Origin of the sequence: Aquabacterium sp. (assembly GCF_016234775.1) — a bacterium.
Taxonomy (GTDB): Bacteria; Pseudomonadota; Gammaproteobacteria; order Burkholderiales; family Burkholderiaceae_C; genus Aquabacterium.
Window position 1 is genome coordinate 54,154 of the sequence record NZ_JACRAH010000044.1, and the last position, 25,484, is coordinate 79,637.

Below are 25,484 nucleotides of genomic sequence, written 5' to 3' on the forward strand. Positions count from 1 at the left end.
CCGCTATCAGTCGTTCTGCACTTCCATGCCTTCGTGGGCGATCTCAATGGACTCGATGGCCACTTCGTTGGCCGCAGCCTTGAGCTGAGGCCCTTCCACCTTGACCGGGAAGGCGTTGTGGATCTTCCAGACCATCACCGGCTCATGCGATTCGTTGAGCAGGCTGATCGTGAGGTCACGCCGCTCCACGGTGTTGAGCTTGATGGTGGTGAGCCATTTGTAGAAGTCGTTGTCCGACTTGACCACGCCACGCTTGAGCGTGATGTTGCTGAACTTGCGCAGGCCGGGCATCTTGATGGACGAGTACTCGGGAAAGAAGCCGTCGCGGTATTCGATGACCTGGTTTTCCTGTGTGAGACCTGTCACCTCGGAGAAGCCAAGGCGGTTGCCGCCCCACTGAACAGAGAAGTGGAAGACGGGCAAGGGATATTGTCCGGGCATGTCGATTCCTTCGGATGTTTTTCAGTGTGGGATCAAGAGGTCTGCAGCTTGTGCGAGAACTTCAGGATGATGAATTCCGCAGGGCGGACCACGGCCATGCCGATCTCGACGATAAGGCGGCCTTCCAGGATGTCCTGGCTGCTCATCGTGGTGCCCAGACCGCAACGCACGAAGAAGGCATCCTTGGTGCTGGCACCGGCCAGCGCACCTTCGCGCCACTTCTGCGTGAGGTAGTTCTCGATCATGCCGCGCACCTTGACCCAGGTGTTGGCGTCATTGGGCTCGAACACGGCCCAGTAGGTGGACTTCTTCACCGACTCTTCGACCATGTTGTAGAAGCGGCGCACCGACACGTAGCGCCACTCGTTGTCGTTGCCGGCCAGGGTGCGTGCGCCCCAGACCAGCGTGCCCTTGCCGGCAAACGCGCGAATGGCATTGACCGACTTGCCCGAGTTGGCGTCGATGTTGAGGTTGTCGGTGTCGTCGCTGTCGAACAGGTAGGTGGGGGCCAGCACACCATTGAGGCTGACGTTGGCCGGGGCCTTCCACACGCCACGCTGGTTGTCCACCAGGGCATAGATGCCGGCGATGGCGCCTGAGGGCGGGCACACGGTGACCGCGTTGTTCACGCCACGCAGGATCGAGCGGTACAGGCTGAAGTTCTCGCCCAGATAGGCTTCGTCGTTGCTGCGGTAAGTGTCGGCCGCGGCCGAGATTTGCGCCAGGACGGTACCGACCGCGGCCAGGGCTGCCAGCACGGTGGGCTGCGTGGCATCGAACTTGGCGGCAGCCGTGGTGCCCGGTGCCGTGGGGATCTTGCCAGAGCTGGCCACCACGGCGCTGAAGGTATTGCCCCAGGCGGGCGCAGAAGGCTTGGTGCCCAGATCCTGCTGCAAGGCATAGCTCGCCTCTTCGTTGTCCAGCTCCTTTTCAAGCGACAGCAGGGGCTTGAACACGGGCACCAGCACGTCGGTGATCTGGCCATTGACCACGGTGATCAGTTCGGTGCAGGTCAGCTTGACAGCCGCCGTGACCAAGCCATCAACCGCGCGCGCCGCCTTCAGCAGGAAGTCAAACAGGTTCTGCGTGTTGGTCGCGTTCTTGGCGCCCTTGTAGGCCAGCAGCAGTGCGTCCTGTCTGGCCGAGAAGCTGGTATCCGGGTCGAACAAGCCGGACTTGGCCGTGTTGATCACGGGCACATCGGCCAGCACCTTGTCCAGGCGGCTGAGCTTGTCCTTGATGGCTTGCTCGGAGGTGAGTGTGGCCAGTTCAACAGGCTGAGAGCCCTTGTACAGCTTGGTGGCGGGTTTGGTCAGATCCGCGTAACCGATCTGCTTGGGATAGTTGACCTTCAGCCAGGGGGCGTAGGCAGCGCCGTATTTCAGGCTGTTGATGCCGACCTTGCTGCGGAAGTCTTCCACGGCGGTGCCGTGTGCGGTCTTGTTGTCGTAGTAGACCGTGTCCATCAAGGCCACGCGGTCACCCAGCTTGCCGCACTGGGCCAGCGCCGCCTTCTGGAAGGCCGCCAGGTTGTCCGTGCTAAGGGAGGCCGCATCCGGGGCGAGCAGGATGGTGGGCTCGTCCACCGTGGCCACCTTGGCCAGGCCGGTGATCAGCACGTTCTGGTCTACCGAGTCGGTGTACTTGCCCACCGACACGATGTAGCAAGGGCCACCGCCGTTGTCGAAGAACAGGCGCATGCTGTTGTACAGGTGCTTGGCGTTGCCCGAGCCCAGTTCGGCGCGCACGAAGTTGCCGCCCTCATCGAGCTGCACCTTGGCCACGTCCAGCGTGGGTGCGCCACCGAAGAGCTGCTCGAACTCCAGCAGCGAGGTGATGCGCGTGGGCACGTTCTTCAGATCGCCTTCGATGTCGCGTGTGGCTTTGGCGGTGTAGCCAATGAAGGCGGGCACGGCAGTCGCCACCTCGGCCACCGAGGGCGGAAACACCGAGATTTCTTCGACATACACGTCAGGCGTGCGATAGGTTGGCATGGCGGATTCGCTCCTCTACGGTTTACTCAGGTGAACGACAAACTGGGCATCACTGCGCTCGGCACCGGGCTGAGGCAGATCGCCGATGACCACCTCGCCAAGACGTTGCAGTGCGATGCCGTGCGGACCTCGGGCCTGGCGGGCCAGCGGGGCATCAGCTTCAAACAACACGACCTGACGGGTGTGATCCGGATCGAGCAGATCCGGGGTGAGACAGCCTGCGCCAAAGGGCGGCAGGTGAGGGGTGAAGACAATTGGCGTGCGACCGGCAGCCGCGGCGCCCTGATCCAGCACCTTGATGCTGTCGAGATCAGCCTGATTGGCTGGCTTGACGAGCACGTAGTAGCGCAGCACGTCTTCGCGCGCAGCCAGGTTCAAGGTGAAGGCATGGCCATGCAGCACGTGGTCGGCACTGATCTTCAATTGCAGCAGGCCCCAGCAATCGCTCAAACCTTGGCCAATAAACAGGCGCTGCTGCGCCAGCACGTGGCCGGGCTGGTCTTCTTCGGTGATGAGCACCTCACCAGTCAGGCCACCCGCATCCCATTGCCAGGCGGCATCGGTGTCTTTCAGTGTGATGCTGGCCTTGGGCAAACCTTCTTCGGTAATGGCACGCAGGGTCAGCGGGCGCGTGGTGCTGATGGGGGTGATGCTCATGCGATGTGCCACGATGCGCACACCACGCGGCGCGGCACCAATGGCATCCACACTGGCCTCGTTGGCAAACAGTGCCCGCTCGCCCTTGGCCAGCGCCAGATCACGGGTGTATTGCGCAAACAAGGTGCTGCCAGGCAGCAAGCCGAACACCAGCGTGCGCCCGGTACTGTCCACCACGGCATGCCCATCGGCGTCCTCTTCAATCAGCACATGCAGCTGGCCGTTCAACTCGCGCGCCATGGCCCGCATGGCCTTCAAGGCCTCCTGCGTGGTGGGTGGCACGACGAAGCTCAAGGCGTCACACACGCCATCATGGAAGTCGTGCGAGACGGAGATCGTCCAGAGCGTGCGAAAACCGGTGTTCATCGCAGCGCCATCTTCGTCTGGATGCCGGTGACAGGCTGGCCGGTACCCTGGGGCTCGACATCCTGCAGCCACAGCAGGCGCACACGGTAGACCATGGCCGGCATATGCTTGGTGCCAATGCACGTCCACAGCTGGTTGAGCTGATCAGGGCCGTAGTTGAGCAACTCCACGGTCAGGCGCTCGATGCCCGCTGGCATGCCGGGGTAATCGGACGGCGTGAACACCGGATGCGACTGGAAAAAAGTGAGCAGGCAGGCCAAACGGCGCAGGGCTTCGTCATATTTCTGAAAACGCCCCGTCACCACCACGATGAGGTTGACCTTCAGGGGCGGTGGCAGGGTGATTTCACGACCACCCACGATCTGGCGCTGGGGCAATTGCTCGCGCAACACACGCTCTTCTTCGATCTGGAAAAGCGACATGCGCGTGGTGTCACCCGCCAGGGCCAAAGCGCCTGTCGTGACGTCCACCAAAGGACCTACATCCAGCTTGCCCAATGCCAGGCCAAGCCGACGCGACATGAAGCCATTGGCTTCGTCGCTGAGGAACTTCAAGGCCAGGTCGATCATGCACGACCACCTTGAAATTCACATCTGCCCCTCTGCATGTGCTGCCTCGTTCTTCATGGATGAAATTCAATTTCAGTCTATGAGAACAGAGGTTTCAAAACGATTAAAGACTACGTATTAGGGGGGTCAACGGTTGACTCAGGTCAAGGGGCCTAGAGCTAGGGGGAGGTGTGTGGCGAACGCCTCACGGTCAGCCAATGTGACAAAGTCCACACCACACCCTGCATCGGGTTCGTGCTCCCCGTGTTCCAGGGTATCGACCCGGTAGCGCACCTTGCCCACACTCACTACGCTACTTACATCCGCTTGCATTGCAGGAGATCAGCATGAGTGTCCGCCTGTCCATCGCCTTGATCGCGGGCATCGTGATTGCCCAGGGCTTGTTTGCCACACATGTGAAAACGAACATGGTGCGCGTCTGCAACCCTGACACGAAAGCCTGTCAGTTCGTACACCGCTGATCGTCGATCAGGCGCACTTCGTCGGCACGGGCCACAAAGCTCAGGCTGTCGAGCTGGTCGAAAACCTCGTTGCTGATGTCGGCGGCATAGCGGTTCTCGTACCAGGCGCAGGCATAGGGCAGGAACAGCGGGCCCAAGGGCAGGTCCAACAGCTTGGTGTCACCCGCGTTCAGCACGGCTGCGACGCCCTGGTTACCCACCACGGGCACGTTGTCGTCACCGAACACTTCGAAAGCCACGATCAGTTTGGACGACGCCACACCACCTTCGCTGGTCTTGACAGCTGTGACGCGGATGTTCTGAAAGCGGCGCCCCACCTTGCCGCTGTCCTGCGCTTGTTCGAACTCGCCTAGCTTGCCTTTCTTGACCACGGTGGCGTCGGTCACAGGCACGCCCAAGTCAGCCAGGCCATGGGGCTTGGCAGGTTTGATGGCAACAGCAGTAGAAGACAGCAGCAGGGCAGGCATGGCGTTGGCTCGAACAGAATGAGGACAACGCCATTGAAAGCCCTGCGCACAAGGACAGGTGTTTGCTCGGGTATTCAACCCAGCAAACCGGTGGGATAGCCTGATGCGCTTCAGGTCACCAGCAAGCCACGCAGCCGGGTTTCAAAGCGATCGATCTGGGCGGCATCGGGTAAGGCCGTGAACATCAATGCGTGGGCTTTCAAGGCTTCCTGCAGTGCCTGCGGCCAGTTGGCCAGAACCTTGAGCACGCCGTCCAGTTGGCCCTCGATGTCACCTCCTCTGCCCAGACCCTGATACAGGCTGACGGCTTGCTTCAATTGCGTCAAACGTTCAGGCCCCGTGTGATGCAAGGCTGCCAGCATCACCAGATGCGACTCCGGCGTAGCGGCCACCTTGCGGGACGCCACATCGCGCTGCTCATAGGCTGCGAACAAGCGCGCACGGTTGTAGAAGCGCTTGACGTGGCGAGGCGTCGGGTCTGCCGCCACCACCACCTCCTTCCACAGGTCCAGCGCATCCATGAAACGACCTGAGTCGTGCAGGCGAATGGCCCCACCCAAGGCCACGGTGATCGCTGCTCGGTGCGATACCAGCCAGCGCCAGATCAAGGCAGCCAGGGGCAGCGCGAAAGCCAGCCCCCACCACATGGCCGGAGTCAGGCGTGCCTCCGGGCCCGCGGCCACCAAGCTGGCTTGAGCGCGCGGCTCGACAGGGTCTGCCGATCGGTTGCCATTGAAGACGTCCAGGTCTCGCTGATCGAAGGCGTTGAGGGCTGAGGGCTTGTTGCCTGATCGGTTCAGCGGCGATGCGGTCTCTGCCGCCCGATCAATATCCTGCACATGGCCTTCCCCGCCTTCCTGCAGCACACGACCCCACATGAAGGCCAGCGACAGGATGCTCAGCACCGCGCCCAGCAAGACCAGTTGCAGGATCTGCTGTCGCCAGTTCGCCAGCAGCGTGAGCAGGCCATCCAGCACTCTGCGCCACCTGGGCTTGCTGTCCTCGCCCTTGGGGCGTTTGACCACGACCATCAGCTCCTTGAGGCGATCTTGCGCCTCAGGCACAGGCAGCTCGATGTGCACCAGCTTGCGCAGGTAGTCGCGCGCATAGGTGCCGGTTTCGTCCTTGACGGGTGGGGTGATGCAGCTCATCACCCGGTCCATGGCGGCCCCGATGACGACGAAACACTGGCCCACGTCCACGAGGTAGTTGGTCAGCTCCATCAGCCCGTTGACCGTCTCGACCGAACAGCGATCCAGGTCGTCAATGAAGATGACCAGGCGCCCACCCAAGGCGTCTGTCAACAGGCCAAACTCTGCGCGACAACGCTCGACCGTACCGGTGGGCTCCTTGCCCTCGTCAACCTGGCGGGCTTGGCCCAACAGGGCCTTGAGGGGCTCCAGGATCTGCAAGCCGCCGATCGTCCAACCTTTGGTGAACAGCAGAAGGATGAAGCCGATGAAACCGCCCAGCAAGGAGCGCTGCAACCAGGGAAAGAGCGTGGGCGGTGGCACGGTTTCGACCGCATCACGTATGGCCTGCTCTTCACTGGGGCGCAGCTTGCCGTCGGGGATGTGCGCCCGCACCGTGGCCAGCAGGTCCTGCGGCTGCTCGAACACACAGCGGCGCTCTGGCGCCACATCACGACGATCACCACACTGCTGCATCTGCGTGGCGGGCTCCCACAGCAGGGCGTGCTTCATGTAGCAGTAGATCTCGGGGCGCACCGGCACGGCCTTTTGCAAGGCCTGGACCAGTTCACGCACATCGCACGGGTCGGCGGGCAGGGTGGCTGGTTTGCCTGCAGCGGGCGGCGGCATATGGGCCAGCGCAGCCAGTGCGGCCACGCTATAAGGCTGTGTGTCTGGATCACGCGAGGCATCCAGCGCGTCGGCAGACGCCACGGCGCTGGCTGCTTCGGCACCCGATGCAGGGGCCACCGCCACCGTGGTGCCGTTTTTGGCCAGGGCCCGGCGGAAGGGGTCGAGCTTGTCGAGCGTGCGGCCTGTGACGATGGTCTGCTGCTGCTGCAGGATGTAGTGCTTGAAGTTCAACCTGAGGTTGTCCATGGCGGGCTGCGTGCCCACGCTGAACAGATCACCGGCCCCGACGGCGAGCGCGCCAGCCATGGCCACGGCCACGGATCGATAGAACCAGCCACGCCCCCAGATCAGGCGGCTGCGCACGCGCAACCAGGCGAAGGGCTGGCGCCAGAACTGCGGCACGGCCTGTTGCATGACCACGTTGAACAAGGCCGTGAGCTGGCGCCCTTCCTGCTGATGGTGCCAGGCGTTGAACCAGGCGGTGCGAAAGCCGGCCTGCTTCAGATCCGTCTGGAGCATGCGCATGACGCTGCTCTTGCCGCATCCCCATTCGCCCGTCACCGCCAAGGTGATGCGGGGTTCGGTACGGGCGTTGCGGATGAAGGCCGACAAGGCCTCCACAGCGGGCCGAAAGCCCAGCCGGTCAGAGGCCTTGTCCGCCACGGGCTGGTCGCTGCTCAGCACCATGGCCACTTGCCCGATGGGCTCGTCTTGCGCCTCGGCGGTGCTGCGCCCGCTGGCGTCCACGAACACCAACAGGGCTGCGGCAGATAGCCCCGTCAGCAACAACAGCAAGACATACCAGGGCGCCCAGTGCCGCTCATACGTGGCCAAGGGCAACCAGTGCTGGCCGTTGTCGAAGGTGGTGTGCAGGCTACCACCGGCACCCGCCACCCATCCCTGCTTGCCATCCGCGCTGAAGCGGATCACGCGTGCGTGGCCGCCCGGTGCGGGCTGGCTCTGCCAGTTGCGCCCGCCATCCAGTGTCTGCAGCAGTGTGCCTTCACCAGCTGCCCACATCTGGCTGCCATTGCCCAGAACGGCCACGCTGTGCAACCAGGCGCCCGTGCCCGTGCGGCCCATGGGCTTGCTGGTGCCACCTGGGCTGGTGCTCCAGGCCAGCCAGCTCTTGCCACCGTCTTCGGTGCTCAGCACCACACCTTGAGATCCCACCACCCAGCCGCGCTGGCCATCGCCCGTGAACTGCAGATCCGTGAGGCGTTGCGGGGCACCTTCAGGCAAGCTGACTTGAGGTACCCAGACTTGCCCGCCATCGCGGCTGGCCAGCACATGCCGCCCACTGCTCATCCAGAGTTGCTGCCCATCAGCATTCAGATGCAGGCGCGCATCCCGACCCGCAAAGGCTTGAGACACGATGACGATCTGGCCTTTGTCAGCACGCACCCAGGTCTGGCCGCCATCGTTGGTTGACGCCAGGAAGCGCGCGCCGGCCACCCAGCCACGCCGGCCGTCCGCGGAGAAGCGCACGGCATGCAGATCGCGGGACTCCGGGCTGCGCGGCTCCAGGACCTGCAAGGACCAGGTGGTGCCGCCATCCAGGCTGGCCGCCAAGGTGCCACTGTCACCCACGGCCCAGATCCGGCGGCCATCGGCAGACACGGACAAGGCGCGCAACTGCCCGGGTTGCTGAACCGCATCAGGCTTGGTAGAGCCAGATGCGGTCACCGCAGGCAGGGTACGCACGTACCAGGTGACCCCACCGTCACGGGTACCCAACATCTCGCCCCAAGGCCCGATGGCCCAACCTTGCTGCCCATCAGCCGCGAAGGCGAAATCGGCCAGGACGTCCTCGCCGCCCGCCAGGCGCATCCAATGGGCGCCGCCATCTTGGGTGCCCAGCAGCGTGCCATGGTCGCCCACGGCCCAGCCGCGCTGGCCGTCCGGATCGACATGGATGGCGCGCAAGGTATGGCGCGTCAGGCTGGCTTGTTCATCCCACTTGCTGCCCCCCTCCTGGGTGAACAGGATGCGGCCGTTGGCGCCAACCACCCAGACACGCTGACCATCGGCCATGGCGCTGATGCCCTGCCAATCGTCCTTCGCACCTCGCCCTGCGTCAAAGAAGTTGCTGGCCACACCCGGGTCATAGCGCACGACGGTGCCTTTGCTACCCGCTTGCCATGCGAACTTGCCCGCTGCGCTCACCGCCTGAATGGGCACGACAGCGCCTGTGCGGCCCACGACCGAGCTCCACTTCCCGCCCCCGTCTTCACTGTGATAGGCCTGGCCGCGCTCACCCACCACCACCACAAGACCATCTCGGCTGGCGCTCACGCTCGTGAGATTGTCCTTGGTGGGCTGGACATAGGCCTGCGCTTGCCAGGTACGGCCCAGATCCGCTGTTTGCAGGAACACGCCCGCATCACCCACGAGCCAGCCACGTCGGCCGTCAGCCGTGAAGGCCACTGATCGCAAGGTGGCATTGCCCACCAGGGCGGGCAGCTTCTGCGCCGCCCAATGTCTGCCACCATCGCTGGTGGCCAGCAGCACACCCTGCTCGCCCACGGCCCAGCCTTGCTGCGCGTTGATGAAGTACACACCCTTGAGGGCCACACGCAGCGGGTCGCTCACCAGGGAGACCGCCCTCGCTGAGAATGACTCCGGTGGTGGCGCCACCACATCGGTCTTGGGCGTGGCAAGCTTCTGAGCCACGGGGGGCGCTTTGGTCGCCTTGGGTGGCACAGGCTGGACGACCTTGCTGACCTCGGGTGGGGCGTTCCCTTCCACCACAGGCCGTACAGGCAGCGAGAACGACTTCAGCTGCTCGGGCGATCGGATGGTCTGCACCTGCTGCTGAACCGACGGCCGCGCCTTCTGCTCGACAACATTGTCCGCAGACACCGACGCACCGGGCTGCACCAAAGGGGCTTCGGGCACGGCATTGGCCGTCGCCGCATGGGCGCTGGGCAGCCCGGGCAACCAGTCCAACCAGCGAAAACGGCGTAGATCCACGCTGGCCGTAGGCGCCCCGGTCGGTGCGGCATCCCCCTTGACGGGCGCTTGCTGCGCGGTCGGCGGGTTCTGTTGTGTCCAGCTCAGGCCACCATCAGCCGAGTGCAGGATCAGGCCATCATCACCCACCACCCAGACCTCGCCCGTGCCGGGCAGGTGATAGACCGCGTTCAGATCACCCTGGACCACCGTGCGCTTGAAGGCGTTGTACTCAAGGGGTTGCGACAACCAGGTCCACAAGCCGACGTCGCTCAGACGGCTGGCGCGCCAGGCATCTGCCGCCGGCAATTGCCGACTGGCCAGCCAGGTGCCCGCGGCCGCCAGGATCACGCACAGCAGCAACAAACCCAGGTGCAACCAGCGTGGCATGTGAAAGCGCGCTGTCCAGCGATGGGGGCGCCCGCCACCGCCACCCGACGAGCCTCCACCACCTTGCCCGCCACCGCCGACGTCGTCACCCTTGACCGGCAGCTTGGGCTCGACCGTCGCGTTCGAGCTGGACTCGCTCATGGCTTGTTCACTGGACGCTTGCATGCGGCGACTTCCCTCAGACATTCATGGTGGTGATCCCAGGCTATGTCACTTGTAGCGCCAGGGCCATCCCAAGGTCTTGGGGCCGCTCAAGCTTTATGGCGGCGATGTTGCCGGCCCGCAACCTCAGGCGCCTGGCTTGCCGTCCTCGTCGGGTATCAGATCGGCAGTGCCGGCCCCTCGGCACCCAACAGCGCCAATGCACCACAACCGCGCGTCTGGTACAGGTCCACCCGGTCCACCTGGGGCAGCACCTCGTGCGCCTTGTTCAATATCCAGTGCGACAAGCTTGCCGCATCGCAATCGGCCAGGCCCGGCAGTTCGTGCAGGGGTTGGTGGTCCAGCATTTTGAAGATGGGGTTGAACAGGGTTTTCACATCACCGAAGTCGACCGTCCAGCCCATGACTTCGTCCAGCGGGGCGGCCAGATGCAGGCGCAAGGTGTAGGTGTGGCCATGGATGGCCGCATGCGGGTCGTCGGCCGGCGCATGCTGCAGGAACAGGGCACTGTCGAGCGTCATCTCCTTCCAGATGCGGTAGTCCTGGCCATTGAAGTTGGCGCCACAAGAGCCCGTCTCGTACACGGTCACCCATGAGAGCTCGGGCAAGACCACCTTCAGCCGCGACCACAACCAACCGGCGATGACCTCGCTGGTGGGATTGGCCAGCCCCTCGATGTCGTTGAGGTACTTGTGGTTGAGCTGATAGTGAAAGGGTGCCCAGATGGCATCGAGGTGGTCGTAGTCGATGCTGATATCGCGCCCGCCTGCGTTCTGGTTGGCATGCACGATCACTTCAAAGCCGTGGCCATGCAGGCGCCCGCATTTGTGCCCCAGCGGCACATGGGGCAGCTTGTGGGCAGATTGAAAGCGGTAGCGTCGCCACACGTGCGCCTGATCGTGGCGATCCAGGTCCACCCCCTGGTCGGCCGTGCTCTGGATGCCGACCTGTTCCAGCCCGCTCACCCGCTGCCGGGTGACGAGCTCATCGCGCAACCAGCGCGCCAGGTTTTCATCGGTGGGCGGCAGCTCTGCGGGCAGCACCTCGTTGAGCAGGCGGTAATCCAGCTGCGAGGTGCAGGCGGCCAGGCGCTGGCCCAAGGTGTGAACTTCGGCGCCAGGATAAGGCGCCCAGCCTGCTGGCAAGTCAGCGCGGATGCGGGCGACAAAACTGTGGCCGTGCAAGCCATGCGAGCGATGCCCGCTGGGCAAGACGCCGACCTGGCGGGCGGATTCGAAATGGCGGGACGCCGTATGAAGCGTGGTGAAAGTCATCAAGCGCTCACATCAAATGGCCGAATCCAGCAAAGGCCTGGTCAACATGAAAATCGAGAAGGCCAGCGAAAGGGCGCCCATGGACCAGACAGCAGCCATGACAAAGGCGGGATCACGCGCCCCGCCCAGTTTGTACAGTCCGCCAGCCATCGGCAACAAGGCCACGGCCGAGCTGAGCAGCGCCGCGTCCCGGGCGTGTGAGATGGCGCCCGCTTGCACGCTGGCCAAGGTCAGTGGCGTGTTGACGATGAAGGCCGCATAGGCCAGCCAGGTCAGGCCCAGCCAGGCGGCGGCGGCCACCGTCAGCCTGAAATACTTTGATTGGGTGGAAGCTGCTGTCATGACACGTCGCTCTTCTTGCTGCTGCCCCTGGCCTGATCAACCGGGTACTTCCGCTCGTTGATGGCCATCTTCTCAGAAGCAGCCGCCATGAGATCCACACCCAGGGACGACGACAGTTGCACCAGATACAGCAACACGTCCGCCATCTCGTGAGCCACCGCCTGCTTCTTGTCCACATCCAGCAGGCGACTTTGTTCTTCCGTCATCCACTGGAAATGCTCCAGCAACTCACCAGCCTCCACGATCAAGGCCGAGGCCAGGTTCTTGGGTGAGTGGAACTGCCCCCAGTCGCGCGCATCGGCGAACTGCTGGAGGCGTTGGGCGAGCTGGGCCACGGAGGCGGGCTTGTGCTGATCGGCGGACACGGTAGATGGGCACAGGGCCTGGAACAAATCGAGACGCTAGTATCCTGCCGATTGAGCCACCTTGGCCCATGAGGGCAAAACCACCTGAAACAGGCAGCGGTGGCGACATGAATGCCCCGCCAGACCGGTTTTTCGAGCAAATACGCGTGCGTGCCCCCCGCTATGTTGATCACAGGCGTCGTGCCACATTGGCAACGCCACAGCAACGCCGGTTGGAGGCCCCATGCCACATGCCATTTCTCGCAAGCTGTTTGCCACCTGCGCCCTGGGCGCCCTTGTGATGCTGTCCGGCTCCAGCGCGGTACACGCTGCGGCGCCCCACACGTCCACGCCCTTGCACGAGGCGAGCAGGCAGGTCGAAGCCTTCGCCGCCGGAGAAATCCCTTGTAACAACGACGGCGTGAAGGAAGCGATTTCACTGATCTATGAGCAAGACGATGTGGCCACCGCCAGTGCGGTCGCGCTGCGCTGCGAGACCCTTGCGGCGACCCAGGCTCGCCCCTTCAACCGCGTGATCGCCTCGCGCATCAAGGCCATGATCGCCATGCGCATGCGCGACATGGCGGCGCTCAAACACGCGGGGGAAACGCTGGTGAGCGAATCGCCCGTGCCCGAGTACGTGGCCGATGGGCACCTGTTCATCGCGTTTGCCTGCGTGTTCGGTGGCAACCCACGCTGTGCTCGCGAGCACATCGACACCGCCAGAACCCTGTTCACGCAACTGCGTGTCAATGAGGCGCTGGATCAGCTTCAGCCCCTCGAGCAAACCTTGGCACGTCTGGAATCAAGCGCCGACAAGGACTGAGCCCGGCCTCGTCTCAGCTTGGCTTCTTCTCAACCTTGGGGCGGCCAGGCTTGAGCGGCTGCAGCTTGTCCAGGGCGATCTGCAAGGCGCTGTCTGGCAAACCGGCCAGCACCTGCAGGCCTGCGCGCAGCAGTTCGCTCTTCTTGGCCGGGCGCTTGAAGCCGATGGCGCGCACCTTGAGCTGATCGATCAGCGCCCAGTCGTCTGCCGGCATGGTGAAGCTGTCGCGTACCAGCTTGACCTTGAGCTTCACGGGCTTGGCCGCCTTGGCTGGCGCGGCCTTCACCACGGCTTTGACTTCGGGCTTCACTTCAGGCTTGCTGATCACGGCAGCCTTTTTGGCTGCGGGCGCCTTCTTCGCGACGACCTTCACGATGGCGGTCTTGCTGGCAACCTTGCTGGCGGCCTTCTTGGCGGGGGCTTTTTTGGCGGGTGTCTGAGCCATTTTCAATCTCCGGTATAAATGATTTATACGATTTATACCAAAGTTTGAACCAACTAGTCCAGTTCGATGACGGTATCACCCGCTGCAGCCTGACATCCATCAAGAATCGGCGACCACCCACGATGGATGAGCACCTTCTTGTCTGCGTGGCAGAACTCGATGCGTTGCGCCTGGGGTGCTTCACGCTGCACAAAAGCCTCGATGGCAGCGGGCATGCTGATGCGCAACTGCTGCTGATCCAGATCCTCCTGGGGGTGATCATCCGTGTGCACGAATGGGATGAAGGGTGCCGCCCACAACAACCAGCGGCTGCCCAAGTCCACCACGCTGGGCTCGTAGCCCTTGCCTTGCAGCCAGGCCTGAGCCGCCGCCCGCTCGTCTGGCGCGCTCGGCAGACGCGTGCCGCCCCAGGCCGTAGCCATCAACTCCATCACCCACTGGTTGCAGTTCTGGTAGCGCACGCTGAAGGCATGGGCATTGGCGCTGTACTGGCTGCCCAGCACCTGCAAGGCCTGCCGCTTGTCCATCGCAGCCTGCTCCAGCAGGTGCCCCTTGTCATCGGGCAGGAGCACCACCGACAGATAACCCACGGAAGGGTTGTCGGTGCCCAGCAGGAAGCCGGAGATGCCCTGGTCATACACCCGAGGCTTGCCTTCGTCGCACGCGTAATAGAGCTGGCGCACCGACCAGGGCGCGTTCTCGCTGTGTGCCAGCGCGATGCCGGCATGCGAGTAGCGGATGCCAAAGCGCCCCAGATCCAGGCCTGAGCGCGCCACCAGGGCCACACCTTGCCCGGACTGGCTCAGCGTGTTCTTGATGATGTCGGCGAATCGGTAGAGCGTGTCTTGCTGCGCTGCGGTGAGCCTGGCCTGGCGATCGCAGAGGTGGAAATCACCGGCGTGCGCCTCGGCGGACAGCACCAGCGACGCCGCGACCAGCGCAGCCGCTTCGCCCAGATAACGCCCGCCCACTCTCAATCAACGCACCATCACAGCACGACGGGGCGGCTGGCCAGCTCGCGGTACCAGTGGTCTTCCATCACCAGGAAGAAGGGCTGGCGTGGCTCACCCGCGGCAAAGGCCACACCGAAGGGGCGAGGCTGCGCCGTCACGATGGCGCCCTCGCGCACCTGACCGTTGTCAACGGCCTTCTGAGGCAGCAGCAGGTAGAACTCGTCGCGCTGGGCCTGATCGGCGGTGGCTTGCAGCTTGAGGCGGACCATGCCGGGTTGATCGTCCAGCGCGGCCATTTCCACCACCTTGTAGTCACCGGCGGCCGTCTTGTCGTCCTTGGTCGAACTCTGGCTGGACTTCTTGATGGAGGTGGACACGCTGCCCACTGCCGTGCTGATGCTGTCGGAAATGGAGGCGGAGATGGTGGTGTCGGCATGCGCCATGTTGGCGGCCAGACCACAGGCCAGGGCCATCGACATGGCGATTGAGCGGATAGGGCGTTGCAGCATGGTGAAGAAGGCGTTCATGAACGCGGACAGCGCGTTCTTCTGCCCGGATTTTCTGCCATTTCCCCATGCGGCACAAAGATTTACCAAGTCAGGCCGGCTGGCGCACCATCTCGATGGCATCAAACGGACACACAACGGCACATTTCGCACAGCCCGTGCAGTGCGCCTCGTCGTGCAGGGTCGAACACTTGGGGCCCCAGTCATGGGGGCCTTGCACCTCCAGCCACAGCACATGCGGTGGGCAGGCGCTGATGCACCGGCCGCAACCCGTGCACCTTTGTGGATCAATGACGGGCAAGGCGCGAGGCATCCGGCTTTTCATTCCCTGTGTTCCAACCCCAAAGGATACCCAGGCATGTTGGCGAAAGCACCTAAGCCTTGCAAGCGCCCCTGATCGGTACACTGCACCCGTCTCAACGATCACCACACTGAGGTTTCATGAACGCCAAGATCCTTGTTGCACTGGCCCTGTCCGCGATGGCCATGCAGGCCCAGGCCGCCGATCCCAAGCCGAGCACGCAGAAGCTGCCCTCGGGCGTAGAAGTGACGCACCTCACCGTGGGCAAGGGTGCCAAGCCCTCTGGCACCGCCACAGTGAAGGTGCACTACGAGGGCAAGCTGGCCAACGGCAAGGTGTTCGACAGCTCGTACAAGGACGGCCAGCCCATCAGCTTCCCGCTTGACCGCGTGATCAAGTGCTGGACAGAAGGCGTGCAGACCATGCAGGTTGGGGGCAAAGCCACACTGCGTTGCCCGTCGAAGACGGCCTACGGCGCGGCAGGCGCGGGCGGTGTGATTCCGCCCAACGCCGACCTGACCTTCACCGTCGAGCTGCTGGGTATCGAGAACTGATCAGCTCAGCTGAGCACACCCCGACCACCCTTGCGCAAGCCCTTGCCGTACTCATGTGACTGACGTACGGCACGGTGCACATCCTGGTCGGTCATCCCGATGCCTTGCAGGAACTGATCGCGCAGCTTCAGCACCGAATCGACCGACTCTTCCGAGGCTTCGATCAGGTAACCCTGGATGCGCTCCAGCTCGCCAATCTGGCTTTCCGTGAAAGTGGGCTTGGACCAGATCGGCAACATGGCGCAGGGCGCGAGGCCCCAGGCTGTGGGATTGAGGTGCACCTCTTGTGCCAGCATGGCCTGGTTCAGGTCTTCCAGGGTGCTGGACTCCAGATCCTCGATCAAGCCGTTTTCCACCACCTGGGCGGCTACCACCCGCGGTTCGGCCACATCAATCACCACGCGACACAGCACCTTGTCGCCGTAGGCGTGCAAGCGGTGTCGCCAATGGCCCTGATACAGACAGGCCGGGGCAATCGGTTGATCGCTGTCTGACGAAACATTGTCAAACCAGTTCATGGCGCCATCCTCCGTGAGATCGGTTTCAGGAAGGTGCCCTCTGCGGTACAGCACAGGTCACTGGTGACCATCATGCAGAAATCGCGCCCGGTTTGGTGGAAGGAATTGGCATGAAAACCCCGAATTGGGGGTTTCATGCAACGAGGCCCCACAAGGGCATGATTCGCCCTTATGCTGGACGGCTGTCAGAAGAAGTCGATGCCGGCCGCAGGGGCTGGTTCGTTGCTGCCGCCGCCACCGTGAACGGCATGCTCTTCCGGCGTGGAATAGGTGGCCTGCAGGGCAGCCAGCCAGTCATTCAGATCTGGCAAAGCAGTAGTGCCTGTCGCCAGATGGTCTTCCAGCTTGCGCATGTCTTCGCACACATGGGTCAGGATCTGCGTCATGCGGTCTTCGTGCTGAAGCGCCACCAGAATCTGATCCAGGTTCTTGCGAACATTGCCATTGAGATCACAGAGCACCTGCGATGCCGAGGTGAGCTCTACCAGGGAATGAAAGACACTCCCGACAGATTCGTGCAGCACCTGGTGCGATAGCGCCCCATCCTTGCCCACCACCGTGGCCTTGGCGCGCAGGCCCTCGATTTCCTTGAGGATGCCGTCCAGCTGCGCCGACAGATCCTTGTTGAGATGCTCGGATCGGCCGATCGCCTGGATGAGTTCATCGGCCACGGCAAAGAAGGAAACGAGCAAATCGACCACGGTCGAGCTGGAGGCGCGCAAGCACTGGTCGATTTGCTGGCGCCAGATGGGCATGACGCCTCGGGTAATCGCGGCCAGGCGATCATCTTGTTCAGCTTTGATATCGGTGGACATGGCCCTCTCCATCTGACGGATCAACCCAGGATGCCGTCGCTGGCCCACTCGTTCAAGCCGGTCGGACCACGGCAAGCGCCATTCTTGCCAATATCCGCACGGCTTGTTGCTGGATTTGAGGGACTTTTGCAGGCTGTTTGACCGCTCAAGCGGCAAACGCCCATCCCCAACGGATTCAGCGCAAGTGGTTCGTCAGCGTCACTTCATAGGTGATGCCCAGCTTGGATGCCCCGCCTCGTTGGGAGCTGAAATACAGCCTGCTGCCGTCTGGCGAGAAAGCCGGGCCGGTCAACTCGGAACCATCCTGGCCGACCACCTGCAACAAGACCTGCACCGAGCGATCCGGATGGATCAGGCACAGTTCCATGTTGCCACCGTCTTCTGCAACCAGCACGTCTCCCCACTGGCTGACGGTCAGGTTGTCAACGCCCGACAGCACATTATTGGGGGCCGCTACCCGCGCAAAATCGTAGATGACCTCGACAGTCTGCGCGCTGTGGTCATAGGCCCAGATGCGGTTGTCGCCTTTGGTCGAGAAGTACACGAGCCCTTCGACGTACCACAGGCCTTCACCGCCCTTGAAGACGGTGCCGGGCGCCTTGTCCTTCAGGATGCTGCGAACCAGCCCCTGCGCCACACCGGGCTGCTCGACGTCCTGCCACTCGACGCGCTGAGGGCTGCCCAGATCCAGATCTGCGCCGGGATACTGGTTGACCGGCACATTGACCAGCTTCATCACCTGGAGGCGCCCCCGCTCCAGCCGCGGGCGTGCCGCATCCTGTGGCCAGTCCTCACTGCTGCATACGAAACGGTAAAAGCGGCCGCTGGGGTCGTCCTCGGTCAGATACAAGATCTTGCTGGCCGGATCCACCGCCACCGCCTCATGCTTGAAAATGCCCAGGGCGGGCCGCGGGCGGGCATCCGTCATGCGACCCTGGGGATAGACCTCCCACACGCGCCCCAGATCGAACTCTTCGCCAGACAACCAGGTCTGCCACGGTGTCTTGCCACCCGCACAGTTGGACGTGGTTGCGGCCAGCAGTCGCCGAGCATCGATCACCTCGCATTGCGCATCAAAGCGCAGCATGCCCACACCACCTACCAGCGGCACCTCGCTGTTGCTGACATAGATCCACCCGCCATCGGCCATCGCGAAGGTCGCCCCGCCGTCAGGAAAGGCATGCCACGCATACGATGAAGACTTGGCCGGCTTTTTGCCGAACTGCGCCACCACACGGCTGCTAAAACCGGCAGGCAGGCGAATGCCATTGGCATCAGGGGCGCCCAAGGGGCCGATATCCTGCAAACGGGTACGGCCAGGCATCGGCATGGATGGCGCGGCAGAAACCATCCCTGTTGCCGAGGCCGCCATCGCGCCAGCGGTCCAGAACGTCAGTCGCAGAAAATCACGCCGAGCTTCGGGCGTCAGGTTCGCGGGCACAGTCACGGCAACACCTCAGGTCAATAGACGATTTTTTAGTTTGACATGGGGTCATGACGATCGTGCGTCAGCTTGCGGACAATCTGCCAGCCAGCACGACGTGATCCGCGTGCATCACCCACATTGCCAGGCCAGAAGGTGCAGGGTTTACCATTTCCCGATTCGCACCACGTCCACGCCATGAAGGTCTCCCAACGCGCCCAAGCCATCACCCCCTTCCTGGCCATGGAGTTCGGCAAACGCGCCGCCGAGCTGGAAGCCGCCGGGCACCGCGTGATCCGCCTCAACCTGGGCGAGCCTGACTTTGGCGCGCCACCGGCCGTGCGGGCCGAGCTGCAACGCATCGCGGCCGACACCGCCATGCCCTACACCGGCGCGCTGGGCCTGCCCGCCTTGCGCGAGGCCATTGCCCGCTTCTACCAACAGGCCCACGGCCTGAGCCTGAACCCCGAACGCGTGGTGGTGACCGCTGGCGCCTCGGCCGCCTTGCTGCTGCTCACCGCCGCCCTGGTGGACCCTGGCGACGAGGTGCTGGTGGGTGACCCGTCCTACCCGTGCAACCGGCAGTTCCTCAGCGGCTTTGGCGCCAAGGTGCGCCTGGTGCCCACCGACGCCGGCTCACGCTTCCAGCTGGATCTGGCAGCCGTACAGCGCCACTGGAGCGCCCGCACCCGTGGCCTGATGATCGCCACGCCCTCGAACCCCACCGGCACCTCGGTGCCCCCCGCCGAGCTGGCCGCCATCTGCGACTGGGCCCGCCAACACGGCGCCTGGCGCATCGTGGACGAGATCTACCTCAACCTCAGCGATACCGAGGCCGCCAGCGGCCACACCGCGCCCACGATCCTCGCGGCCGACCCTGGCGCCTGCGTGATCAACAGTTTTTCCAAGTATTTCGGGATGACGGGCTGGCGCCTGGGCTGGGCCGTGGTGCCCGAGGAGATGGTGCCCGTGATGGAGCGCCTGGCGCAGAACTACTACATCTGCGCCTCCACCCCCGCGCAGCTGGCCGCCCTGGCCTGCTTCACGCCCGAATCCATCGCCGTGTGCGAAGCCCGCAAACGCGAGTTTGGCGAACGCCGCGCCCTGGTGCTGCAAGGCCTGGCCGACATCGGCCTGCACGTGCCCGTGCCACCCGATGGCGCCTTCTATGTCTACATCGACGTCAGCTCAACCGGGCTGGATGCCATGCAGTTCTGCGAGCGGGCGCTTCAGGAAGCCCATGTGGCGCTGACGCCGGGGTATGACTTCGGGCAGTGCAGCGCGAAGGGGCATGTGAGGTTGTCTTACGCCGCATCCCAAGAGGATCTGAGCGAAGGGCTCAAGCGGCTCAAGGGATTTGTGGCGGGGCTGCCTGGCCACCCCGCCCGGGTATAGCCCTGTCAGGCGCGGCTTGCGCCGGCTCTGCGTCGCAGTTGAGCGGCGACCAGCCCTGCCGCCCCCATCAAGGCCATCAGTTGCGTGCCCAGTTCGTCAACTGCAGGAATGGTGGTGCGGGTCATGGCGTAGATGCCGGCTTCCGTCGTGGTCAAGGCGCTGCTCACCACCTTCAAGCCGGATTGTTGTGTGTAGTTCAAGTGCACCCATCCATACTCGTAAGTGCCGCTTTGCTTGTATTTGACCGAGAAGCCCAGATAGATATCCGGGTCGTTGCCGGTGAGCGAGACGATGTCCTGATTCGGCCCTACGGACATGTCCTTGACATGGAAGAACGATGTGAACGAACCATCGGCAATGGTTCGATCCGAAATCTCGGCACCCGGCGTGACCGCGAACACATCGACATCCTGGATGTACGTGAGGTAGGTCGGGGTGGCCGTCATCCTGGCGTAGCTGCTCTTGCCCGCGGCGTTGTCGAACTGCACGTCGACATAAGGAAACGGGTAGGCGCTCGTGCCAAAGGTCAAGGCATAGGCTGACTCATAGCCAGACAGCGGCATGGCCGGGGTGCCATAGTAGAGCGGCGCCACGGCCACCTGGTTGTCGATGATGTCGGCCTTGGCACTGGTGGCCAGAAACGTGAGCGCGGCCAGGCAAGTGAACGCGCACCGAATGGGGGTCTTCATGTATTCCTCCTTGGTTGAATGTGGCTCAGTGCGGCCTGAAAGCGCGAGAATCGATCGTTCCCATTTGCCCACAAGCGTGATTGACTGAGCGTCATGATGGTGCCAGCCGGGGCGCCCTCGCTCCATGCGGGTTTACGCAAGGTGTTAAGCGATGTGTAGATGCCTCCATACCACGAGACCCTTGAACTAGCGCGATGGCGGCTGCCAGACCTTCCCGCACAAACCTCGGTACACGAAGCTGCCGCTGGGTTGTGAGGGCTGGCTGCCTTGCGACTCCAGCGACACCGCCAGCTCCGTGGCCTCTCGGAATACGGACTCGGCAGGTTCAGCCAATTGCACGCTGACAAACTTCCTGTCGCTCATGTCCGGCACGGCGGCAACAGGGTGCGGCTGCCCGGCCTTGTCGATCCGCCACAAGTACAGCGTCTGGCCTTGCGGCACCGCCACGGGCACCTGCTGTTTGATGTCCACCCTCAGGCCTTTGCGCAGGCTGGACACCACCAGGCCCGCCTGGCCATTGGCGGTGGCCAACACACCTACATAGCTCTCCGGCAACTGAGAAGGAATCTGGCTGGACTCCATCTGGCTCGGCAGCGTCTGCAACAAGGTGGGCAAGACCATGCCCAATGCCAGGCCGACAGCCAGCATGCCCGAGGGCACCGGCCCGAACCAGCGCGACCACCATGAGCCGGCGGGCGATGTCTGGCGTGCGCTGCTGCTACCAAACACACGCGATGCCAGACGCGGCCACAGGCCAGGATCCACAGGCAAGGGGGCTTGCGCCACCAAGGAGCCGGCCAGGGTGTCATGCCAGCCCCACACGGCCTGCTGGATGTCCTGGCGCTGGCGCATCAAGGCCTCGAACCGCCTGCGTGCCGGCGCGGGCATGCTGCCCATGGCGTACTCGGCGGCCAGGCGGTCTACCGTATCCGGGTGCTGATGCCAGTAGGTCTTCATGCTCATGCGGCACCACCTGTCATGCATTGGCGCAAGGCCAGCAAACTGCGCCGCGTCCAGGCCTTGACGGTACCCAGAGGGCGTTGCATGCGCTCAGCCAGCTCCATGTGGGTCAAGCCTTCCAGGTAAGACAAGAGCACCGCCTGCCGGGGCTCTGGCGCCAGTTGCTTCAAACACGCTTGCAGGCAGTGATCATCTTGCGCCATGGCCAGTTGATCGAACACATCCGGGCTGTCACTGGGTGCGTCATGCGTGAATTCATCGCCATCGCCACTCACGCCATGCAAGGACACATCAGCAGGGCGCTTGCGTGCATGGTCAATGGCCCGGTTGCGCGTGATCACACACAACCAGCCCAGGCTGCGCGCCACGGGCGCCTGCATGTCAGCCGCCTTGTGCCACAACCCTGCAAACACGTCCTGCACCACGTCTTCGGCCAAGGCCCGGTCTTGCAACACGCGGTTCGCTGTAGCTAGCAAGAGGCCAGCTGTCAGGTCGTACAGGGCCTTGAAGGCGGCCCTGTCCCCCATGGCGACGCTTGCCAGCAAGGTTTCCACTTCTTGAGCCTGGATCATGAGCGAGCCGCCTCATCCCTGGTGCATTGAGCGTGGGATCTTAAGGCAGGGATGCACGCAGCAGGGCCCGCCCTTGACCAAAGTCAAGGGGCTCAGACTCAGTAGCTGGATCCCGTGGTGGCAGGCGTGGGTGCCGCGCCAGGCTTGACCACATGCCACACGCCACCCTTGCTGTCGCCATTGCGATCACCAGGCTTGGCATCGCCAATGAAGTAGTACAGGGGGCTGCCGTTGAAGGTCCAGTGCTGCATGTCGTCGTGCTCGAAACGGGCCACGCCGCTCATAGGCTTGGTGCCAGCGGTGGGCGCAGCCACATAGGGCGGCCAGCTTTGCAGGCAGCCGCCCGCGCAGTTGCTCTTGTTGGGCTGATCCTTGTCAAAGGTGTAGAGCGTGCGGCCAGCCGCATCGGTGAGCACGCCGCCCTGCACCACAGGCTGCGCCTGCGCGGTAGAGGCGATCAAGGCGAACAGGGCCAGACGAGCGGCGGATTGGGCAGCAGATTGGGTAAAGGAAGCAACGGACATCTTGGTTCTCCAGATTGAATGTGGGGTTGAACAGGGGGCAAAGTTGCCCTGCCTGACTGAAGAACGGAAGGGATGCGGGTTTGGATGCAGGGGGTGCGAAAAAAATGTGCGAGGCACCTCGGAGCTGGGCAGACCGTGCCTGCGCTTCACGACTGCGCAAGCGTTCGCAGCATGCGCTCCAGATCCGGCAACCTCGCCTGACTGGCCGCATCCGCCGGCAAGTGGCCAGGTAGCGCATCCAGGAAAGCCCGCTGCGACAACAACTGCCGAACCTCTTCGGCCAGATAGCGCCTCAACTCGTCAGGCGCTTGCATGCACTCGTTCAAGAACACATCTCGGCCGTCGATCACGCTGATCAAGTCGCCAAGATCGTGGCTGAACAGATAGTCGTTTTGCCCTCGCCCATGAAACGCCTCCAGCTTGGTGGCGACAAAAACAGGCGCTTGAACCACGTGAATGGCCAGCCCGCTGGGCAGCACCATCGTGGCGGCAGACGTCACGGCCAAGGGATACCAGCGGTTGCTGAACCCCAGGATGGCCTCCAGTGTGGGCATCACGTCCACCGTGACGTGGTCCACACGCCACCGGCAGATCGGTGCATCAGGGCTCATGTCGGGCTTGAATCCCTGCGCCCGCAGAGCGACCTCGACTTCATCGAACTCGGCCCGAGCCAGTACCTGCGCAACCAGATCCACATCCTCGGTTGGCCGGATACTCGGCATGGCAGGATCCGTGATCAACAGGCCCACCACTGCGCCGCCCGTGAACACGAGACGGCGCCTTAGCGCATCACCCAGACGGTGCGCCACCACTTCCAGCATGGCCACATTGGGGTCATTCGGATTGAGCGCCATGTTCACGCCGCCCACTGCTCATCAAGCAGCTTGATCGCCAGGGCCCGCTCACGCGGGCTGCCTCCCCGAATCGCGTCGACCAGCACCAGCAACTCATACAGCGCAGGGTTGCGCACCGCCGCCTCCGGCACGGTTGGGTAAAGAGGGGTGAAGGCCATGCCGCGCACCGTGCCCGATTTGTGGGGCCACACCGGTACCGGCTCGCTGGACTGGACGATCTTGTCTTTCAACGGCGCCGCCGCGTATGAGGTGGGCATGCCCCGCGTCAGTTCACCCCGCGTAGCGGGAAAGCAGTAGCGGGCACCGTGTTGAACAAACAGACGCAAGGCTTCGCGGACAACACGGGGCTTGCCCCGTTCATCCTTATGAGCCAATTGCGCCGTCACCGCACGGTCTACGGCGGCATGAATCTCGGATGCCGTCAGGCTCAATTCAGCCGACAAAGCGGCGTAAGAGGGCGCATCGCCCTGTTCCAGCGACAAACGCAAGAGCACCACCAGATCCTGGGGGCGCAAGGTGACTTGAGGATTGGATCGAGCCATGAAGAAGGTGCGCCGCACGCGCATTCTCTATTCGCGAATAGAGAATGTAGCGTGAGAGTGCGCGTTTGACAAGGGCTGTGGGCGCCCGTGGCAGACTGCACCCCTCAGGATCGCTCTCTTTGCCGACGACATGCCCACCCACACCGCAACGCCAGATGGCAACCCTGACGACGCACTGCGCGCCCGCATCCGCCACGCCGCCGAGATCATCGACCAGGCTGATGGCCTGATCGTGGCGGCAGGCGCCGGCATGGGCGTGGATTCCGGCCTGCCTGATTTCCGCGGGCCGGAGGGCTTCTGGCAGGCTTACCCCACACTGGGCCGCGCTGGCCTGGGTTTCATGGACGTGGCCAACCCGCGCGCCTTTGGCCGCACACCCGAGCTCGCCTGGGGCTTTTATGGCCACCGCCTGGCGCTCTACCGCGCCACCCAGCCGCATGCCGGCTTCGGCATCCTGCAACGCTGGGCTAAAGGTATGAACGCCGGCGCCACCGTGTTCACCAGCAATGTGGACGGCCAGTTCCAGAAAGCCGGCTTCGACCCCGAGCGGGTGTACGAATGCCACGGCTCCATCCACCACCTGCAGTGCCTGAACACCTGCACCGAAGCCATCTGGCCGGCCGATGACTTTGTGCCCGATGTGGACGAAGCCCAAGGCGTGCTGAACAACGTCGCACCCACCTGCCCGCATTGCGGCGGCCTGGCGCGGCCCAACATCCTCATGTTTGGTGACCCGCTGTGGCTGCCTGCGCGCAGCGAGGCGCAATCGACCAGGCTGGAGCACTGGCTAGCCCATGTGCGCAAGCCCGTGGTGATCGAGATCGGCGCGGGCACGGCTGTGCCTTCGGTGCGCAACTTCAGCCAGCAGATGTTGATCTATGCGGGCGCGAGGCTGGTGCGGATCAATGTGGATGAGGCGCAGGTGCCGAGTCGGCTGGATGTGGGGTTGGCGTTGGGGGGCCTGGAGGCCTTGCAGTTGATCGACGCAGCCTTGCAGACCAGTAACGAGCTCGGGGCTTAGCGGTAATCGGCGCGGGAGGAGATGATCATGACAGCGCTCAATGTTCTTCGTGCTCATCGTCCAGCGGCTGGTCTTGCATGGCCCGGCTAACGGCCTCTTCAATGGCATCCAGCACATGCGCCTGCACCCGATCGGCATAGCGCTTGCGCCGGTTGTTGGAAAGCGTGCCGCCATTCTGGAAGATCGTCACGATCAGGTTGGCGAGGTCACTGCCGCGCAGATCATGGCGCTCGCTGATGTGGCGCTTTACCCGGTCGAACAGACCCAGGAAGGCCACCTCCTGACGCATGTGCGTGTCCAGCGAGGCTTGCGCCATGGCCAGGGTGAAGGTCACCGCCTCGGTC

The 25,484-nt window shown here is 63.5% G+C and carries 27 protein-coding genes and 1 pseudogene; 5 read left to right on the forward strand and 23 right to left on the reverse strand.

Annotated features, from left to right (window positions below; all coding sequences use genetic code 11):
- Nucleotides 1–6 precede the first annotated feature (6 nt).
- The 4 genes from HY836_RS13735 to HY836_RS13750 are packed head-to-tail and all read right to left on the reverse strand — an operon-like array spanning nt 7 to nt 4,027.
- On the reverse strand, nt 7–441 hold the full coding sequence (locus HY836_RS13735) for a phage tail protein (protein WP_290676741.1): 435 nt from the start codon (nt 439–441) through the stop codon (nt 7–9).
- A 32-nt stretch (nt 442–473) separates the two neighbouring features.
- Nucleotides 474–2,435, reverse strand: a complete 1,962-nt coding sequence (locus HY836_RS13740; protein ID WP_290676743.1) for a phage tail sheath C-terminal domain-containing protein — start codon at nt 2,433–2,435, stop codon at nt 474–476.
- A 15-nt stretch (nt 2,436–2,450) separates the two neighbouring features.
- Nucleotides 2,451–3,458 carry a hypothetical protein gene (locus tag HY836_RS13745; protein ID WP_290676745.1) on the reverse strand — a complete coding sequence of 336 codons (1,008 nt, stop codon included), beginning with the start codon at nt 3,456–3,458 and terminating at the stop codon, nt 2,451–2,453.
- Nucleotides 3,455–4,027 carry a DUF4255 domain-containing protein gene (locus HY836_RS13750; protein ID WP_290676747.1) on the reverse strand — a complete coding sequence of 191 codons (573 nt, stop codon included), beginning with the start codon at nt 4,025–4,027 and terminating at the stop codon, nt 3,455–3,457. Before HY836_RS13750 ends, HY836_RS13745 begins: the two co-directional genes overlap by 4 nt.
- Nucleotides 4,028–4,353: 326 nt before the next feature.
- Between HY836_RS13750 and HY836_RS13755 the strand changes: the two genes are divergently transcribed.
- A complete protein-coding gene (locus tag HY836_RS13755; RefSeq protein WP_290676749.1) occupies nt 4,354–4,488 on the forward strand; it encodes a hypothetical protein in 135 nt (44 codons plus the stop codon).
- On the opposite strand, the gene HY836_RS13760 is transcribed toward HY836_RS13755, so the two are convergent.
- The 5 genes from HY836_RS13760 to HY836_RS13780 all read right to left on the reverse strand — a co-directional run bounded on the left by HY836_RS13760 (nt 4,470) and on the right by HY836_RS13780 (nt 12,290).
- Nucleotides 4,470–4,955 carry a hypothetical protein gene (locus tag HY836_RS13760; protein ID WP_290676751.1) on the reverse strand — a complete coding sequence of 162 codons (486 nt, stop codon included), beginning with the start codon at nt 4,953–4,955 and terminating at the stop codon, nt 4,470–4,472. The genes HY836_RS13755 and HY836_RS13760 overlap by 19 nt on opposite strands.
- Nucleotides 4,956–5,065: 110 nt before the next feature.
- The gene (locus HY836_RS13765) at nt 5,066–10,285 is read right to left on the reverse strand and encodes a YCF48-related protein (RefSeq protein WP_290676753.1); all 5,220 of its coding nucleotides are present in this window, start codon (nt 10,283–10,285) and stop codon (nt 5,066–5,068) included.
- A 155-nt stretch (nt 10,286–10,440) separates the two neighbouring features.
- Entirely contained in the window at nt 10,441–11,556 is a 1,116-nt protein-coding gene (locus tag HY836_RS13770) for a 6-carboxytetrahydropterin synthase (protein ID WP_290676755.1), read from the reverse strand.
- A 12-nt stretch (nt 11,557–11,568) separates the two neighbouring features.
- On the reverse strand, nt 11,569–11,898 hold the full coding sequence (locus tag HY836_RS13775; RefSeq protein ID WP_290676757.1) for a hypothetical protein: 330 nt from the start codon (nt 11,896–11,898) through the stop codon (nt 11,569–11,571).
- Nucleotides 11,895–12,290, reverse strand: coding sequence for a nucleotide pyrophosphohydrolase (locus HY836_RS13780; RefSeq protein ID WP_290676759.1), 396 nt, complete (start codon nt 12,288–12,290; stop codon nt 11,895–11,897). Before HY836_RS13780 ends, HY836_RS13775 begins: the two co-directional genes overlap by 4 nt.
- A gap of 196 nt (nt 12,291–12,486) precedes the next feature.
- Between HY836_RS13780 and HY836_RS13785 the strand changes: the two genes are divergently transcribed.
- Nucleotides 12,487–13,068, forward strand: coding sequence for a hypothetical protein (locus tag HY836_RS13785; protein ID WP_290676761.1), 582 nt, complete (start codon nt 12,487–12,489; stop codon nt 13,066–13,068).
- 13 nt (nt 13,069–13,081) lie between these two features.
- On the opposite strand, the gene HY836_RS13790 is transcribed toward HY836_RS13785, so the two are convergent.
- From HY836_RS13790 to HY836_RS13805, 4 genes are all read right to left on the reverse strand, one after another.
- On the reverse strand, nt 13,082–13,513 hold the full coding sequence (locus HY836_RS13790) for a hypothetical protein (RefSeq protein WP_290676763.1): 432 nt from the start codon (nt 13,511–13,513) through the stop codon (nt 13,082–13,084).
- Nucleotides 13,514–13,566: 53 nt separating this feature from the next.
- On the reverse strand, nt 13,567–14,484 hold the full coding sequence (locus HY836_RS13795; RefSeq protein WP_290676765.1) for a DUF2145 domain-containing protein: 918 nt from the start codon (nt 14,482–14,484) through the stop codon (nt 13,567–13,569).
- A 17-nt stretch (nt 14,485–14,501) separates the two neighbouring features.
- Nucleotides 14,502–14,993, reverse strand: coding sequence for a hypothetical protein (locus tag HY836_RS13800; protein ID WP_290676767.1), 492 nt, complete (start codon nt 14,991–14,993; stop codon nt 14,502–14,504).
- Between the two features lie 70 nt (nt 14,994–15,063).
- Complete coding sequence (locus HY836_RS13805) at nt 15,064–15,297, reverse strand: ATP-binding protein (protein ID WP_290676769.1); 234 nt, start codon at nt 15,295–15,297, stop codon at nt 15,064–15,066.
- Between the two features lie 116 nt (nt 15,298–15,413).
- Here HY836_RS13805 and HY836_RS13810 point away from each other — a divergent pair, with 116 nt between their 5' ends.
- Nucleotides 15,414–15,827: an FKBP-type peptidyl-prolyl cis-trans isomerase gene (locus HY836_RS13810; protein ID WP_290676771.1), complete on the forward strand. Its 414-nt coding sequence runs from the start codon at nt 15,414–15,416 to the stop codon at nt 15,825–15,827.
- 5 nt (nt 15,828–15,832) lie between these two features.
- Here HY836_RS13810 and HY836_RS13815 read toward each other — a convergent pair whose 3' ends face one another.
- The 3 genes from HY836_RS13815 to HY836_RS13825 all read right to left on the reverse strand — a co-directional run bounded on the left by HY836_RS13815 (nt 15,833) and on the right by HY836_RS13825 (nt 18,607).
- Complete coding sequence (locus tag HY836_RS13815) at nt 15,833–16,345, reverse strand: hypothetical protein (protein ID WP_290676773.1); 513 nt, start codon at nt 16,343–16,345, stop codon at nt 15,833–15,835.
- A gap of 185 nt (nt 16,346–16,530) precedes the next feature.
- Nucleotides 16,531–17,160: a hypothetical protein gene (locus tag HY836_RS13820; protein ID WP_290676774.1), complete on the reverse strand. Its 630-nt coding sequence runs from the start codon at nt 17,158–17,160 to the stop codon at nt 16,531–16,533.
- Nucleotides 17,161–17,335: 175 nt separating this feature from the next.
- The gene (locus tag HY836_RS13825) at nt 17,336–18,607 is read right to left on the reverse strand and encodes an alkaline phosphatase PhoX (protein ID WP_290676776.1); all 1,272 of its coding nucleotides are present in this window, start codon (nt 18,605–18,607) and stop codon (nt 17,336–17,338) included.
- Nucleotides 18,608–18,781: 174 nt separating this feature from the next.
- On the opposite strand from HY836_RS13825, the gene HY836_RS13830 reads away from it, so the two are divergent.
- Nucleotides 18,782–19,978, forward strand: coding sequence for an aminotransferase class I/II-fold pyridoxal phosphate-dependent enzyme (locus tag HY836_RS13830; RefSeq protein WP_290676778.1), 1,197 nt, complete (start codon nt 18,782–18,784; stop codon nt 19,976–19,978).
- 5 nt (nt 19,979–19,983) lie between these two features.
- On the opposite strand, the gene HY836_RS13835 is transcribed toward HY836_RS13830, so the two are convergent.
- The 6 genes from HY836_RS13835 to HY836_RS13860 all read right to left on the reverse strand — a co-directional run bounded on the left by HY836_RS13835 (nt 19,984) and on the right by HY836_RS13860 (nt 24,119).
- Nucleotides 19,984–20,667, reverse strand: a complete 684-nt coding sequence (locus tag HY836_RS13835; protein WP_290676780.1) for a hypothetical protein — start codon at nt 20,665–20,667, stop codon at nt 19,984–19,986.
- A gap of 186 nt (nt 20,668–20,853) precedes the next feature.
- Nucleotides 20,854–21,630 carry an anti-sigma factor gene (locus HY836_RS13840; RefSeq protein WP_290676782.1) on the reverse strand — a complete coding sequence of 259 codons (777 nt, stop codon included), beginning with the start codon at nt 21,628–21,630 and terminating at the stop codon, nt 20,854–20,856.
- Complete coding sequence (locus HY836_RS13845; RefSeq protein ID WP_290676784.1) at nt 21,627–22,199, reverse strand: sigma-70 family RNA polymerase sigma factor; 573 nt, start codon at nt 22,197–22,199, stop codon at nt 21,627–21,629. Before HY836_RS13845 ends, HY836_RS13840 begins: the two co-directional genes overlap by 4 nt.
- A 98-nt stretch (nt 22,200–22,297) precedes the next feature.
- Nucleotides 22,298–22,723: a hypothetical protein gene (locus HY836_RS13850; protein ID WP_290676786.1), complete on the reverse strand. Its 426-nt coding sequence runs from the start codon at nt 22,721–22,723 to the stop codon at nt 22,298–22,300.
- 146 nt (nt 22,724–22,869) lie between these two features.
- Nucleotides 22,870–23,577 carry a nucleotidyl transferase AbiEii/AbiGii toxin family protein gene (locus HY836_RS13855; protein ID WP_290676792.1) on the reverse strand — a complete coding sequence of 236 codons (708 nt, stop codon included), beginning with the start codon at nt 23,575–23,577 and terminating at the stop codon, nt 22,870–22,872.
- A gap of 2 nt (nt 23,578–23,579) precedes the next feature.
- Nucleotides 23,580–24,119 carry a hypothetical protein gene (locus HY836_RS13860; protein WP_290676788.1) on the reverse strand — a complete coding sequence of 180 codons (540 nt, stop codon included), beginning with the start codon at nt 24,117–24,119 and terminating at the stop codon, nt 23,580–23,582.
- Nucleotides 24,120–24,249: 130 nt separating this feature from the next.
- Between HY836_RS13860 and HY836_RS13865 the strand changes: the two genes are divergently transcribed.
- Nucleotides 24,250–25,140, forward strand: a complete 891-nt coding sequence (locus HY836_RS13865) for a Sir2 family NAD-dependent protein deacetylase (RefSeq protein WP_290676790.1) — start codon at nt 24,250–24,252, stop codon at nt 25,138–25,140.
- 37 nt (nt 25,141–25,177) lie between these two features.
- Here HY836_RS13865 and HY836_RS13870 read toward each other — a convergent pair.
- Nucleotides 25,178–25,484, reverse strand: a pseudogene (locus HY836_RS13870) (cell filamentation protein Fic); the annotation flags it as partial.